Below are 15,372 nucleotides of genomic sequence, written 5' to 3'. Positions count from 1 at the left end.
CCTATGGTGTAGTATTTGCGAAGAAGAATTTGGTGAAAAAGGGAGATTTATTAAAGCATTCAATCTTCCAAATCCATCCGATCCAGCGGGCTTTGAATACGCTGAATATTTTTCGTACTAACATGCGTATATCGCTGAGTTGTACGTGCACTCGTATGACCAAGTAACTCCTGAATGTAGCGCAGGTCTGTCCCGTTTTCCAGCAAATGAGTGGCGAAGGAGTGTCTCAGCGCATGAATACTTACTTTTTTCATAATTCCTGCGCGTTGTCTAGCTTCTTCAAAAACCTTCTGTACGCTCCGCTCAGTAAGATGTCGATCAGAAGATTGGCCCGGAAATAGCCAACGATTGGGTCTGTATTCATCTATGTATTTCTGTACCATATCCCAGGCGAGACTTGAAAGAAGCGTTCTCCGATCCTTTTGACCCTTCCCCTGTCTCACAATAAGTGTCTGCCTTTCAATATCGAGATCGCTGCAACGCAGACGCACAACTTCACCTACACGAAGCCCGGAAGAATAGGTCAGGAACAGAATTGCTTTATGTTTAGGGTTGGTCACGGATTTGAGCAATTGAGCAACTTCTTTCTGAGACAACACTTGTGGAAGCTTGGTCTGCTTTTTGGGACGAATATACTGAATTTCAGTAGGGTGATGGAGCACATGTTTGCAATAGAAACGTATAGCGCTAATGGTCTGATTCACGCTTGAATGGGAGATTCCTCGCTCAAGCAAACCCAAGCAATATCTCTGAACATTGGAAGTAGTGACATCCTTATTTTTAAGGCTAAGGCTGTTTAGAAAACGCTCGACCTGATTACAATACGCTTTGATCGTTTTGCGACTATATCCTCGTAACTTTAGTGCCTTCTGTAACGGTTCTTTGCTCCACTGGTTGTTTCCCCTATTAGCTTTCCATTGCTGCAGTTCTTCATTGTCAACCCACAACTCCGGGGTAATCTGAACTTCATCTGAATCAAACTGGCTCGTAAACTCCTGGATGGCCGCAATAGTGTAGGGTATGATCCACATTTTCTGTTTGGGTTCCCACTTTCTGCCCGTAATCTGGCGAATGCGCTGAATATATGCAGGGTTATAGGGACAACGAATATGCAATGAATGAGTAGAACCTTTAGTTATGGTGATCTTCTTTTCCGTTGTAGTATCATCGTTCATAGGAAACTCTCCTTTGTTTGAGTCTATGTCATTCTCCGCAATTTTGAAAAACAAAAAAGGAAGGATTTCTGCATCCCAAATAGGGAATCAGATGACCTTCCGATGCTTTCGGAACATATATGATCTTTAAAAGTAAAGATGGGCACAGCCAGTGCAATAAAAAACTGCCACTCCATGTAGCTTCAACAAAGCATACCTACTGTCAATTTGTCTCATGGATAACAGTAGACGATTGAACCCGCAGGTATGTCGTCTGGGGATATACTTTTACCCAAACATATACCGATATTTTTTTTACCGGCTATAGAATGATTAATTTGAGTAGAAACAACTTCAAATATTTGCTCTTCCCCATCCGTTTTTTTGATAATAATCTGTTTACCGATCATCTCTTTGATTGTTGAAGGAAGTAGTTCATCCAACTCTTCATTAGCCCCCATAACGATGGTTCCGAATTCCGGAGTATCGAAGACTAAGCCAACGCCAAACAGCATTTTAGTTTCCATTGTATGGCCTCCTTATCTGTGATCTATGAATAGCTCGCCTTTGACATCTCGCACTCTGAGATCGGCATTATGAAGCCTGACTATCGCATCTCTCAATAAAGCATATCGTTCAGTAGAATTGAGTTCAGGAGCAAACCTTGCTGCGCGGATACTTGCCTGAGCTTCATCAAGAGCATAGTTTCTTTTGATGACTTCAGGAGGAAGATCATAAAGTGGGAACGATCTGCCTGCGATAGAAGCCTCATAGTGCCCAATAATCTCGTGAGCTAGTGTAGCATTCATTGAAATGCGTGTATTCGCACTCAAAGTCCCTACTCCCGGGGCTGCTGCTGGTAAGACATCCGTATTGATGACCAAGCGATTATACATCATGCCTGTATTCCAGGTATCATAATAACCAGGTTGTGCGATTAAGATATTTTCTTCGGGGAAATCAAGCTTGTTCAAGTAACTCTTTATCTCAATCTTTTGGTTATCCGTCAGCGGAAGCTCATTGCGTTGTCCGTCACTTAAAATCTGTCTAAAATCCACTGCGCCCTCATATTTAACAGAGGTATCGATATGCAGCTTTGGTTTGAAAACAGAGCTTACCCCTAATACCATACCACCTGTACCAAGTATACTTGCCCAATGTTCACTTGACCAAGCATCTGTAGGCAAAACGGCTTCCCTAATCGTTCCATGGACTCCAAATGTCAACCAGTTCAGTGTGTCTTGAGGCGACTCTAAAGCTTTGTCAGCTCGATCAACATACCCGTTTACGAGTCCACTTGGAATACCAAATGTCCAGTAATCCAGAAATCCGCCTACACTATCATATCTCTTCTGATATCGGTCATCTGCCGATTGTATAAATGCTTGTCCTAGCTCTTTTAAACTATCTACAGACTTCTCAACTGCATTCCGATCGTCTACACCTTCCTGTGGGCCACAAGCATTCGGTGGTGGTGGTAAACAGTTTATGTCTACTTGCTCTTCCGACCCGTGATCAGCTTGGAGAAATCGTTCTCCATGGTTATGTAACACAGTTGATATTGAACTCATAAGTGTGACAACTTCAGTCATAACAATCTGTGACTTCTTGAAATCATAGTAGAACCTTTCTCTAGTACTCCCATCCCAGTTCGCTTCAATATCAGTCATACTTCGCAGAAGACTTTCATTCATGTGTTGAAGAGTAGTATAAGCTGTAGAGAACTGTTTACTAATTGCGAAAAGTTGCTCTGGCGTAACCATAATTCTCGTCATAGAATACCTCACACCTACTAAAGAAATATTTAGTTTCTGAATTCAGGGAATATCTGGATTTTACCGTTCATTTATTAACTGTGTCAAATACCTGTAGCAATAAGCCAGTGAGAGATCTAAACTAGAGCCCTGATCATTTTTGTTGTTACCTTTGACTTTGTTTATATACTTGTCCAACTAATTTAAAGACAGCAGGTCCCGATAAGGAACTGCTGCCTTTATGTCTTTGTAATTGACCTCACTTAATATCACTTATATATAGGAGTCATCCGCAAGCCTTTGTAATGTTTGAAATATCTATATTTAGCTTCTGCCCTTCTAAACATACAAATTCCATCCCACAATAAAAGCAGCCAAGATAGCAGCCGAGATACCAGACATGATGTACATCAGCTTTTGCTTTTTGCTGTAACTGTTCTTCCACAGTTTGTACATAAGTAAGCCAAGATACGCGACTGCTAGAACCACATATAGTAGATTAAACATTAAATTGATCCTTAACGAAGAATAAGCGGGATAATTCGGAAAACTAATCTTCGTTTGTAGGATGAAAAGATTAAGAAGGAGTGCCACACCTGCAAAGTTAATTGCAAGATAATATTTATTAGAATTTTTCGTAGGCTTTCCTCGTTTATCTCGTTTGTTAAGAAGCTTCCGGATCACATAGCCGATCAAAGCGATTAAAGTGAAAATGGCAGCAAGCACAGCAGGAATAAAAGATATTTTAATCAAGTTCACCTTTACATTCGATACAGGCAAATAATCAATGTAAGGAGTGACGGAAATTTTCTCAACAAGGCCATTATGCTCGACAACATTATAAGACTTTGCTAAATCAGCTTTTGTGAATTTCCTTATATCAAGGACCGTAAATAAATTAGTAAATCTAGATGCTGCCCGTCGTGCGGATTGAAAATATCCTCCCCCCTCCGAAGTAACTCTATTAGAATTGACGTTATCACCGAAAATCTCTTTAATAAGTCCATAATAATAAATTTCCTCAAAAGACTGGTTTGTCATAACTACCATCCCAAATTTAGTTTCGGGATCAAAGACAAGTTTACTGGAGAATCCTTTCAAATTCCCCTCGTGCATCAGCGTAGGCACCCAGTATTCCATCTCAACGAACCCATGCGCAAATCGCGGAGTAGAGGTCCCGTCATAATAGAGACTTGTTGATAACATTTCGTTTAACGTATCCCTGTTCTTAAATAATACATTGCTATCATCTACTGGCATCAGCGCTGCAAGGAATTTGCCTAAATCTTCTGCTGTCCCAATCGCTGCCCCTGTAGGATAAAACGTTACGTATACTCTGTTCTGAGGGATCAGTTTCAAATCTTTCGTATACCCTTCAATCTCATTCCTTCTTTGTACTAGGTCTGGATGATCTTGCCCCGTTGGATGAATCGAAGTGTCGTTCATATGAAGTGGTTCGAAAATATGTTGATCGACATATTCATAAAACGGTTGGCCACTTATCACTTCCACGATGTAACCGGCTAGACCAACGCCATAGTTCGAATAACCTACTATGCTATTCGGTTTATAGATCTGTTTCGGCTCATTTTTACGCAGCGTTTCTCCTAATTCTAACGTTTCATCCTCGGAGTAATAAAACACCTCGGCCGCTGTCTGATCTTCCCAACCCGCATTGTGATGCATCAGATTCATTAGCGTAATCGGATCATCATATTTCAGCTTTTTGAAAAATCCCTCTGGCAGATATTCTTGGATATCCGTCTCCAAATCAAGCTTTCCTTGTTCGACAAGTTGCATCACACTCGTATAGACCAACAGTTTCGAGATGGAAGCCCATTCAAACACAGTAGAGGTATCCGCCTTTCGCTGCTTCTCAATATCCGCGTAACCATATGCCTTATTCACAATGGTTTCACCATCTTTAATAGCCACAACCGAAACGGCAGCGGTATACTTCTCATACGAGGCAACATAAGCATCAATCGTTTCCTCTAACTTGGATAAAGGAATCCTGGATGGTGTAGTCTCAACCTGTTTCTCTTCAGCGTGGGCAGGTACCGCTATTGTCATAATGATAAATATGAATGACAGAACACAAGCGATTACTTTGTTTACCGTGTGATGTCTAAGATTCATCTGCATAGCTTCTCTCCTTTTATATTAAATGTTAATTACATCTCTTGTTTTCGAGTATGCGTTTTCAAAAGAGTCCACATGACTCTAAATTATTTTCAAATGCAATTACACTACATACAGGAGAGAGGTCGGAGAATTTCACCTTTCCAATTAACAATGTTTATTTCTTTATCTTTCAAGAGACACCAATCAATAATTTCTCCTATCAACTTTGGCGTGATGATCTCATCCCTCCATTGCGGTGTTAGTACTCTTCTGTATCCTACATATTCTGTTGTCCAACCTTCGAATTCTTCTCCGATGATGACTATAAATGGGGGCTTGATCTTAATACTGTTTTGTCCCACTTCATAAGTGACGATTAACTTCTTATCCTCAGAAACGATATGTAATTTGATTATTCCTTCATCGTCAATATCCGGTTCAACATACCAATAAAATAATCGTTTGGATCGAACGATTTTACGTTTATATTTTTTTCTTACGCCCATAGCTCACCTCACATATTCCTTTTTCTCTGTATGCAGTACTTCAACAGTTTGCCCATCCACATGAACACTTCATTATCCGATGTTGATGGGCCTTATGATTCATTCATTTTATTGCTTGGTTATTCTTTCTTTATTGCCTAATATGACTTCATGAATTTCATCATATAATTGTAAATCTATGAATTCTTCATGAATCCATAGTCCTTCCTCAACATCTCCTCCCCCCATACCTCCACTAATCCCATCACCAGGAAAGAGTTTTTCGTAAAATAGTCCTTGGCCCTCTCCCTCATTACAGTCCCATGCAATGGTATCTAAATCTTTTAATAGAGTATGTAATGTCTCCTCACTGCAATTTACTAATTTCATAGGGCAAGACAAGTAGATTTGTCCTCCATCATCACCTTCCATAATTACATATGCATCTGGAGTATCTAGAGCTTTCTTAAAACTGTCTATAAATTGATTGTTCGGTTGTCCATTTGCTTCATTAAGGATATGTCGAATAGGGCTATGGTGCTCTGGAATTACAGCCATCTCATTGTTTTCATCTTTTTTTCTTTCCAAAAGATACACCTCTTTGTTTGATATGTTTTCTTGGAGATATCTCAAATTAGTTATTTACTCCATAAACTCTTAATATCTTCTACTATAGTTTTTGAAATATGTTTGGATGAATCCTGCGGATACAACCATACTGTTACGATAAGAGTTAAACATATTGTTAATCCTAGAATAACTCGCCCAACAACTCTAAATTTGGTGTATCTAAGCGGATAATAAACTAAACTAGATAAGATCAGAATAATCATACCATTCACCAAAAAGGTCATGGGCAAGCTTATAATCCTGCCCTCCAACTCTTTTAATACAATTGCACATAACCTTTGGTGTTTACGAGCCCGAGAACCCTAACTGACCAGTAATTATTATTCTTGCTTCCATTGATGTGATTCGTGTAGTTTACCAGTTTCATAAAAATACTTTAGCACTTCAAGCATGGGTATTAGTTCTATACAAATGTTATCGCAATAATTTCCCAACTGACCACCAATAACTAGAGAAATCTCACTATTTCCCTTCTTATCGTTCATGAGCGTATATATATGTTCATCCATTGTAATAGACACTACAAAATATTCCGGTCCGCCTCCAACTAATGCTGAACCTGTGTCTGATACCTCAAAAAAAACTAATGTAAATTTATCTCCATCGAGTTTTCTCAAAAAACATAAACTGTCTGCCCATGTAGGGTTCATAACGATCTCTTCCTTAAATGTGGTCCCATTCCGTTCATCAATGCTAATAGAGTTTATCATTTTTTCCTTTTATCCTTTTTAAATCATTTTATTGGTTTAGATCCTCCACCTTAAATGCTTCACTACAGTTGAGTTATCTTGCCACTGAATAGGTGTACCATTGATGATCTGCACCAACACATCCAGACACCTATGCCATCCTGCGGCGGTATTCACTGCCCATGAATCATCGTTAAACGTATGGGTAAAAATCATTCGACAGCCTTTATCTTCTGCCTTCAATGAAATGTTAACCAGATCATCAACTTCACGGAAACCAAATACATATGGCTGCTCTAGCTCAGTAATAGTCCCCTCATATGTCGTTCCTTCACCATCATCAAAGGCAATCTTGCCACCCAGTCTGAGTTCCATCTCTCCTGTTGCGAAAGGATACCATTGGGCGAAGGAACTAGGCTTCGTGATCACAAGGAAAACATCTTCTGGATTTTGATGAAAAGATCGTTCAAACCTCAAAACATACCGACCGTTTGACTCATGTAATGTACCATATTCACTCATCATCAGATCCTCCTTCTTTCATCAGACATATCCATCTTCAGGTTCACGAACATCAAAACCCAACACTTTTGACGCTTCCAACTTAAATGTTTCTATCCAAGACGTCCATACATCGCTATCCATCTGTGCATAAAATGATAATCCACTTGGCTCATCGGATGTTTCAATGAAAACATCATCCCCTTCAGTGCCAAACCAATATGGAATTCCACTTTTATAACCAATCCAGCCTGGCATACTCTCATATACTTTAGAAACTTTATTCCATACCTCATCAGGCAGGTCATACCTTATATTTAGGTTGCAATTATGAGAGTTTATGTTGTTCATTTACATTCTCTCCTTCTACCTTAGACGTATCTCAAAATTCATCCTCTATTTTTATGTAAAGTACTACAACTCTTCCACCACTTGCTCAACATTGTATCTCTTGGTCCTTATACACTTTTTTCGTTATCATTTTTGTATATTTTAATCTCGTGATTTCAATCAGGTCATTTGGCTGCATCATATTCAGAATAGGACTATCTTTGATTAAAACTTTGCTATCACCTCGTCCCAATCCTTTGACTATAATGATATTTTTATTCTTCTTCACATCTACAATTTGTCCGATCGTTATGAACTGCTCTTGTTTCTTGAGATCAAGGTATGTTAAAAGTCCAAGTATACAAAGTATAATGCAGCCAAACATATATCCTACAGTTGTCCAAACAGGAGGATGATATGCTAAGTATCTAGTAGCTGCTTGAATTCCAATTAAAAAAATAAATAAAACGATGAGTAGCAATTGCATTTTTAATTTCCCTTTAGCTTTTTCGTTCATTGCTTCTCCTTCTAAGTAGATTTCACCATAGCCGTTATTTCAAAATTCACTTACGTAACTCTAGTAACTTCAAGTCAATAATAAAGTTTTGTTGTTTCAGAATATCCAACCCGAGAAGACCTTTATGATCTTTAGGCAATATGCCTACATCGATCTCTATATTCTCAATATAGTTTGTGCCTATTACAATCCTATCCATGATTTTTGTGTAGAAAGGAATACTCCCTCCAATCCCGTATGCTTCAAAAATCGAATCCCCTGTTTCATAAGTCACGCCGATTTCCTCTAAAATATCAGGACTAATGATCGTATGTGAAGATCCAGTGTCTATAATAACATCGTCTATTATCAGTGTTCTTCCTCTAAATGTAACGGTAAGTGACGTTGTAATTAGCTGTCCATCATAGTTAATTTTCATTCGTATTACGTCTCACTCTCATTAATGGATCTTTACGGAGATGAATCACAAAGTCTTGATTCGAAGTATGATATACAACGTTACCAGGCTCTACTCGAAAAAACTCTTTATTCGCATCTTGTTCTGATACGGTACGAATTGGTGCAACTTCATCTACAATTTTTTTGTTATCTTCCTCATGATAATGAATGATAGAAACCAGAACAAATTGGTCTGGGAACAGTTCTCTAACCTCTTGCCATTTCATGTGTTTTACCTCCTGTTATTCGTATTGGTTCAACTTTCTATTATTTTAACATATACCCTTACTTCATATATCATTCCTGTATTCATAACACCCAACCTAGTCCAATGTATCCTCACTCAAGTATGTAACATGTACAAAGAAACCGTCTCCTTTGGTAAATGGTTGCTCTCACTTCCATTTACTACGGAACGGTTTCTTTTGTTTTTCCCTCATGAAAAAGCTACCTGCTCAAGCCAACAACGCCTGCTCGATCTGATCCACAATGCCATTGATGCCTTTTGGTCCATAACAACCAATCCATGTCGCGGCATCTACGGAGTGTATTTGCTGTCGCTCATCCGTATCAAGCATCCCCCAGACACGTTGCTCGGTCGCAGATATACCCTCCTGCATGATCTCATTGCTAAGCAGAAAGTAGTGGCTCGCCTGCACAGCCGGTAGTCTCTCAACTGAAATATGATAGGCCGTGTCGGTGGTATCTGCTACAAATAACGGGACAGGCAGACCCAGATCACGGTACAGCACAGAACCTGTGCGGTGAGAGGCAGAATGTACGCGAACCAGAGAATCCAGTGGACGAATCAGTGCCACGCTCTTACCTGCCAGTACTGGAGCAAGTTCTTCAGAAAGCAATGTAGTTCGTCGGTGATAATCCGCAAGTATACGTTTGGCCTCTGCTCGCTTACCAGTTAATTCACCGAACAGGCCAAGAATGTTCTGCCAGCTCTCATTGCGCTTAAACATAAGAACTGGAGCGACCCGGCTGAGCCGTTCATAGTACTGATCATGTACCTCGGTGCAAATAATCAGATCCGGTGACAATCGTTCTACCGCAAGCAGATTAGGGTACTCATATGTTCCGAGTATCTCGGTACCCTGAAGTCCCGCCCTGATATATTGCGGGAAATGGAACGTTCCACTTCCCAATCCCACACTTCCTGCTGGAGACAATCCAAGCGCAAGCAAATGATCTGCATATTGCACATCAAGTACGGCAATTCGCTGTGGAGAACGGATGACAGGATATTCACCTCGCATATGGCATATCACTGGACCTTGGTCCGACTCGTACGAAGAAGCCATGCGATTCCGCAGCAAGGATTGAGCATAATTTGCATCTGTTTCCTTAGCGGCATCAAGCCGATAACGCAGCGGAGGGACGCCATAATATTTCTTAAATGCCCTACTGAAATAATACATATCGCGATAGCCCATCTTGTCAGCTATTTCTCCAATGGACGCATCCGTATGATGCAGCATCCGCGATGCATTTTCCATCCGTAGCTGGATGACGTATTCCATCGGTCCAAGCTGCTTCTCTTGTTTGAATCGTCGCTGTAACTGCCTTACGCTGCATCCGGCAAGGGCTGCCAGCTCCTTAAGCTCCAGATTCTGGCGATAATGCGATGATATATATGACACGACTACATCCACCAAGTCGGACTCTGCTCCGCCTTGACCACGTTCGTACTCCATGATCAGTTCATAGATCATCCCCTGGAGCAACGCATGGGCATGAAACCGTTCCAGTCCTTCGCCACGACGCCATTTGCCAACGATTTTTTCCGCATTCTGGATCCATTCTGCCTGAGTCACAGGGTTCTGAATAAACGAATTTTGCAGCGGATGTTTGCGATACGAGGGCATGGCATGGGAGGCTCCTTCCATGGAAGAAGCCTCGTACATGATTACGATATAATAAAGTTCGTCTGATCTGGCCGTCAGCGTAAAGGATGCTCCCTTCACCACATGACAGGCAAAAGAAGCTCCAATGTGGCAACCCTCGCCATCCATTGCAAGCTCCCCTTCGCCTCCATATGCCAACAGCAGCACATTTGAAGTTAAATCCGTTTCGTGTAAAACGCTGCCTGTCTGCAAAGTACCGCTATACCCGTCAAGCATCTTGATCGTTGTATCACTCCATAGACTTGTCTGTTCTTGCAGCGGCATTTCTCTCATCTCCTGACAATAGCAAAGGTAAAATTCTTGCTGTTGTCATTTTAGTTGAGATTCTTTCTCATTGTCAATTTTCGGACATTTGAGACAATATTCGCCTGACATCTGGTAATAGAAACAACAGGTGATCCGCTCGCTTTTGGCAACATGCACATTGTCCTTACAATCGGTGAAGCGGGTTAACGGATTCTTCCTCTCACCAAACACCTTCCCGGATGCCACCTGCGTCAGATAGGAAAAGTCCTCTTGAATGATCTTACTTTCCTGCTCTGTCTCGGCTTCATCAGGAGCGAATAGTCGGCCGATACGTACCATGATATTCTCCCAGAGAATACTCATCGAAAGAGGTGCAATCGCAGCAAGTGTCTTTAACAGAGGTGTAAGCTGTACCGCAAACATGCTCTGGACTGCCTTTTCCCGCCATACGCTCCTGTCTCCAGTCAGTTCTTCAGCCTGAAGCCCATTCACCGCTAGAAAAGGAAATCGTGTGCCGCCCTCATGATCTGAGAGCGCCGGATGATAGAGAAAGCTGTTCTCCAGCTGAAAGGTTACATGCTGATGATGAAACGTCATCGCGGTCACGAGCGGAGTCGTCCATAGATAGCCAAGCCTCTTGGCTAACATGGAGGCAGCGATTTTCATGTCAGGCGCATCGATATAGTTCTGAAACCAGCTGATATACTCTCGACACGCCTCTTCGTCATGCAACTCACTCAAAGCAATGGTACGGACACTATGTTCAGGCGGCTCACCAAGCAAAATCGAATGATCCTCTACCGTCTCTTTCCATAAGTCTGTCGAGAGATATCGGTTCATATTAGTTCGATCCGAGCAGGGCTTCCGCTGCCTGATCTACAATCAGATTAATCGCAAGCGGTCCGTAGTATGCAATCCACAGTGTGGAGTTTACGTCATACGTGCGGTTATTTTTCACAGCATCAAGAGACTGCCATACCGGATTGTTCACCATCGCCTCAGCTTCTGCCGCAAACAGCTCATCCGACAGGACAAAATAACGATCTGCCCCAATGTCAGGCACTTTTTCCATCGAGATTTCTACGGAACCATCTTCATTAATCTCTTGTACCAGAGCAGGCATTTTTAGCCCCAAGTCATTGTACATAATACCGCCAATGCGATGCTCAATCCCGTGAACACGAATTCCTTCTTTTCGTGGACGAATGATCGCCACTGTTTCATCGCCAAGTTTCTCTGACAATTGTGCTTTCAGCCCGGCGATTTTCTCTTCATACGCTGTACGCACTTTCTCTGCCTCGTCCTGCTTGTCTGTAATTTGGGCAACCGTAGCTAACGTATCACGCCAGTCTTCGTAGAAATCGAGTACCAGAGTAGGGGCAATTTTGCTTACACTCTCATACTGTTTCTCCTGGAAGTCCGTCATGATAATCAGATCGGGGTCGAGTGCAACAATCGCTTCCAGGTTAGGCTCGTCCCGTGTACCCAGAACTTCGACTCCATTCGGCTGGTCACCCAGGTACTCTGGAAAATCGGTATTCCCTCCTGCTATAACACTTCCTGCTGGCTTCTCGCCAATCGCTAACATCTGATCCAAAAACTTAACATCGAGAATTGCAATCCTCTGTGGTTTTTCGTTTAGAGTGATGTCACCCTTCATACCCTTGATCGTTACAGGAAAAGCTCCGTCCGTCTGCGTTTCCGCATTCGCAGGTGTCTCCGCTGGCGTTGCCGCAGATTGCTTACCGCTATCTGTACCTGTTGCGGCACCGCAAGCCGTCAGGACTAGAATAAGGGCCATCATCAAGCCCATGAGTAATCGTGATTTGTGAGCAGTGTAGGCTTTGTTACCAGCCGTTTGCCCCTTTGTTCCTTGTTTCATTTGTAAATCCCCCTTATGTATACTGGTGATAATGATTTTCATTATCGAAATATAAAGAGAGTATATACGATCTCCGTATCGTGTTACCATGTACTTTTGCGACATTTCATCCGGACTAATGCGACATCGCGAGCCGCTTATCCGCCCTTGAACTTTTCTGCAATGTACGCTTGCAATCGGTAGATGTCTGAAAGAAGATCTTCTTCCTCCGGCGTATTTCCATACTCCCCTAGCCAGCGCGGTGTGCAGATATGCCACTCGTTAGACATGTATTGCTGTTCATCCCGGTAGGCTATCATGTGCTCCAAGAAATACGCCAAAGAGCCGAAGGATTGTTTACCAGTATCGTTGATGATGGATTGTGTTTGTTCAATAATCGCCTGTAACAAGTGTTGAATATGATCTTCAGGATTCATACCGTTCTCCCCCTTGTCCACCAAAGGTTTTATAAACAAAAAGGAAGGTCCTTCTCTACTCCATAGAGATCAGACAACCTTCCAATCTTCTTTTAAAGACATAAAACATAAACATGTATTAACACATCTAATATAGAACTTATCATTTCGAATCTACTCTGGATATTCTATTGATGCCTCGATCAATTTATCTTCTTCATCAAAAACGTTCAGCACTCTCTCAATGTCATGCATTTCATAACTTCTAACAACAATGAGTTGCTGCATATGAAGACCTGGTGGGTCTATGTCCGGTCGAGACAAGTTATTTAGCAAACGTTCTGGTGTATATAAGATGCTCCATCGTCTGGAACCATCTGTAAAGACCATCGTGATCTCTATCCAATTCCATTCTTCCGAGTTATCCGATCTTACCTCATCATCAAAACGCCAGCTTACCAGCCTTGGTCTTAAATTCATTTCTTTTACGATGTTTTTACCTCTCTTCTGCTTAACTTCTTAAATACCGAGTATTCCTGATCGGAATTCATATAACTTAATATCTTTTCCGCACATGCAGCTGAACTAAGCTCTTCCGTGTTCACTTCCAGATCATATTCATCATAGGAGTATATGTAGTCGAACTGGGAATGGGCAAGTCCAATCTCGCGATCTCCCCTGCTCTGCTCTCTTCTGGTGAGTTCTTCTTTGGAGCAATGCACGCCTACAAACAATATCGGATAATCCGATAGTAAATTATAAAAATCATTAAACCACTTGTCATTGCTGATCACCGTATCCACGATGACATTCAAACCCATTTCCGAAAACAGTTTAATGGTTGCACAGTACAACGAATTGATGGGGTCGAACAGGATATCTGTCATCACATGGTGTTCCACTTCTCTTGTTGGTTTCATATCTGGATATGTATTGTCGATAAACTGATCATAATTATGAAGAAATTGATCTACAGATAGATGGTGAAACGGAACCTCTCCCTGATTTTTCATTTCCATCGCGATGCTCGTCTTCCCCGAACTTGACGTTCCGTTCAAAAATATAATGAGTCCTCGTTCCATATCTATCACCCTTCTCTATAAAATTGGCATTAACTACGACTTGTAGTTCTCAATGATCGCTTGTTACATGTGTTGTACATGATCTTCTATACTCATGAGCGACTGCCGATGAATAGCTTATTTTGAGTCCAATGAAGGTTATAACCATAACGGTATAACTCAAAGTAAGGAAACAGACAGTCTTTCGCTTCTTGCAAACCTCGGTAGCGGGGCCACTGTAAGTAATAGGCTACCCAATAATCGCAAGCGATGGAATAATAAGCTTCGCTCAATATTTCGACAGCTTCGTTGTAATCTTTGCGTGAGCTGAGAAGCTCTCCAAGTGCTTCGTAAACAGACTCGTTATCTTCTTCATCCATGCCTTGAATCGCTCTTTGCTCTAACTTGTTAATCTCCCCTGCTGCCAGCACAACGACCTCCGTCAGACATGCCAAATCTTGTAATGCTTCCTTAGCGGCGTCCGCTACTTCGTCATCCTCTGTCACCATGGAGAATAGGCTCTTCAATCCTCCGATTAACTTCTCCCCCAGATCACGCAACGTCGCCTCAGAAGCCTCCTCATTTCCACCGTTGAAATAACCTGGCACGTATTCACCTGTGAAGTCCTCCGGATTCAGTATCTCATAGATTGGACGTATTCTGTCCAGATAACGCTGACCGTCTGGAATCGGCTCAAACACACGTTCAACCCCTGCCCCAGATGGCATAAACCACTGAAAAAATCCGTACAGATGGTCTGCCTCAACCTGCTCATCGTCCGCTGGCTTGAATTCTTCTCCGCCCATCTCTAATAAATAGCGACCATATACTTGTGGATCCATGATATATCTCCTCTACTCTCTCAGTCTAATTAAACTACCATTCTCTCCATTCTTCCGTAATATCTTCATGCCCTTCAATCTGTAATCCAGCTTGCCTAGCAGCCTTGTCGATAAAATCAGCCAATTCTTCACGTTCCATCGTTTCAATGAAATAATCATTGGCCTCATTCATTTCATTAAAGGCAACCACCACTTCTTCTACAGCCTTTATTATCTGCTCGGAATCTTTCTTTTCTTGTAATGCGATTAATTGGTTTATAAAGTGATCCAAAGCTTTATCAGACATGAGTAATCTCTCTTCTGTAAAAAGCTCATCTCCGCCTTCAATCATTCTTTCGTTCCATAATTGGGTTGGTTTCTCATGAAATAAGTTATGTAATGTCATTGGAATCTTCCCTTCCATATTTCCAT

Annotated in this window: 20 protein-coding genes; all 20 read right to left on the bottom strand. The window is 41.6% G+C overall.

Annotated features, from left to right (window positions below; genetic code table 11):
* Positions 1-59: 59 nt before the first annotated feature.
* Positions 60-1,175, bottom strand: coding sequence for a site-specific tyrosine recombinase/integron integrase (gene xerA / locus PAHA3_RS02115; protein WP_235599355.1), 1,116 nt, complete (start codon positions 1,173-1,175; stop codon positions 60-62).
* Between the two features lie 212 nt (positions 1,176-1,387).
* On the bottom strand, positions 1,388-1,681 hold the full coding sequence (locus tag PAHA3_RS02110; RefSeq protein WP_235599354.1) for a hypothetical protein: 294 nt from the start codon (positions 1,679-1,681) through the stop codon (positions 1,388-1,390).
* Positions 1,682-1,693: 12 nt separating this feature from the next.
* Positions 1,694-2,917, bottom strand: coding sequence for a WXG100 family type VII secretion target (locus PAHA3_RS02105; RefSeq protein ID WP_235599466.1), 1,224 nt, complete (start codon positions 2,915-2,917; stop codon positions 1,694-1,696).
* Between the two features lie 330 nt (positions 2,918-3,247).
* The gene (locus PAHA3_RS02100) at positions 3,248-5,053 is read right to left on the bottom strand and encodes a serine hydrolase domain-containing protein (protein ID WP_062833249.1); all 1,806 of its coding nucleotides are present in this window, start codon (positions 5,051-5,053) and stop codon (positions 3,248-3,250) included.
* A gap of 104 nt (positions 5,054-5,157) precedes the next feature.
* Positions 5,158-5,538, bottom strand: coding sequence for a hypothetical protein (locus PAHA3_RS02095; RefSeq protein ID WP_062833248.1), 381 nt, complete (start codon positions 5,536-5,538; stop codon positions 5,158-5,160).
* A gap of 108 nt (positions 5,539-5,646) precedes the next feature.
* Positions 5,647-6,105: a hypothetical protein gene (locus PAHA3_RS02090; protein WP_062833247.1), complete on the bottom strand. Its 459-nt coding sequence runs from the start codon at positions 6,103-6,105 to the stop codon at positions 5,647-5,649.
* Between the two features lie 362 nt (positions 6,106-6,467).
* Positions 6,468-6,797, bottom strand: a complete 330-nt coding sequence (locus PAHA3_RS02085) for a hypothetical protein (protein ID WP_153028166.1) — start codon at positions 6,795-6,797, stop codon at positions 6,468-6,470.
* Between the two features lie 96 nt (positions 6,798-6,893).
* The gene (locus PAHA3_RS02080; protein ID WP_062833245.1) at positions 6,894-7,358 is read right to left on the bottom strand and encodes an SRPBCC family protein; all 465 of its coding nucleotides are present in this window, start codon (positions 7,356-7,358) and stop codon (positions 6,894-6,896) included.
* Between the two features lie 21 nt (positions 7,359-7,379).
* Complete coding sequence (locus PAHA3_RS02075; protein ID WP_062833244.1) at positions 7,380-7,688, bottom strand: hypothetical protein; 309 nt, start codon at positions 7,686-7,688, stop codon at positions 7,380-7,382.
* An 85-nt stretch (positions 7,689-7,773) separates the two neighbouring features.
* On the bottom strand, positions 7,774-8,184 hold the full coding sequence (locus PAHA3_RS02070; RefSeq protein ID WP_062833243.1) for a hypothetical protein: 411 nt from the start codon (positions 8,182-8,184) through the stop codon (positions 7,774-7,776).
* Positions 8,185-8,230: 46 nt separating this feature from the next.
* Entirely contained in the window at positions 8,231-8,602 is a 372-nt protein-coding gene (locus tag PAHA3_RS02065; RefSeq protein ID WP_062833242.1) for a retropepsin-like aspartic protease, read from the bottom strand.
* Positions 8,592-8,849, bottom strand: a complete 258-nt coding sequence (locus PAHA3_RS02060) for a hypothetical protein (protein ID WP_062833241.1) — start codon at positions 8,847-8,849, stop codon at positions 8,592-8,594. Before PAHA3_RS02060 ends, PAHA3_RS02065 begins: the two co-directional genes overlap by 11 nt.
* A 228-nt stretch (positions 8,850-9,077) precedes the next feature.
* Positions 9,078-10,799, bottom strand: coding sequence for a helix-turn-helix domain-containing protein (locus tag PAHA3_RS02055; RefSeq protein WP_062833240.1), 1,722 nt, complete (start codon positions 10,797-10,799; stop codon positions 9,078-9,080).
* 45 nt (positions 10,800-10,844) lie between these two features.
* Complete coding sequence (locus PAHA3_RS02050) at positions 10,845-11,621, bottom strand: IucA/IucC family C-terminal-domain containing protein (RefSeq protein ID WP_062833239.1); 777 nt, start codon at positions 11,619-11,621, stop codon at positions 10,845-10,847.
* Position 11,622: 1 nt separating this feature from the next.
* Positions 11,623-12,663, bottom strand: a complete 1,041-nt coding sequence (locus PAHA3_RS02045; RefSeq protein ID WP_062833238.1) for an ABC transporter substrate-binding protein — start codon at positions 12,661-12,663, stop codon at positions 11,623-11,625.
* Between the two features lie 137 nt (positions 12,664-12,800).
* Positions 12,801-13,079, bottom strand: coding sequence for a hypothetical protein (locus PAHA3_RS02040; protein ID WP_062833237.1), 279 nt, complete (start codon positions 13,077-13,079; stop codon positions 12,801-12,803).
* Between the two features lie 153 nt (positions 13,080-13,232).
* Complete coding sequence (locus PAHA3_RS02035; RefSeq protein WP_062833236.1) at positions 13,233-13,538, bottom strand: hypothetical protein; 306 nt, start codon at positions 13,536-13,538, stop codon at positions 13,233-13,235.
* Between the two features lie 5 nt (positions 13,539-13,543).
* Entirely contained in the window at positions 13,544-14,140 is a 597-nt protein-coding gene (locus PAHA3_RS02030) for a chloramphenicol phosphotransferase CPT family protein (RefSeq protein WP_062833235.1), read from the bottom strand.
* A 92-nt stretch (positions 14,141-14,232) separates the two neighbouring features.
* On the bottom strand, positions 14,233-14,961 hold the full coding sequence (locus tag PAHA3_RS02025; protein ID WP_062833234.1) for a hypothetical protein: 729 nt from the start codon (positions 14,959-14,961) through the stop codon (positions 14,233-14,235).
* 34 nt (positions 14,962-14,995) lie between these two features.
* Entirely contained in the window at positions 14,996-15,346 is a 351-nt protein-coding gene (locus PAHA3_RS02020) for a hypothetical protein (protein WP_062833233.1), read from the bottom strand.
* Between the last annotated feature and the right edge of the window lie 26 nt (positions 15,347-15,372).

It is taken from the genome of Paenibacillus amylolyticus (assembly GCF_001570725.1).
GTDB lineage: Bacteria > Bacillota > Bacilli > Paenibacillales > Paenibacillaceae > Paenibacillus > Paenibacillus amylolyticus_A.
Note: the sequence above shows the minus strand (reverse complement) of the source record. Positions and strands in the feature narration are given on the sequence as shown.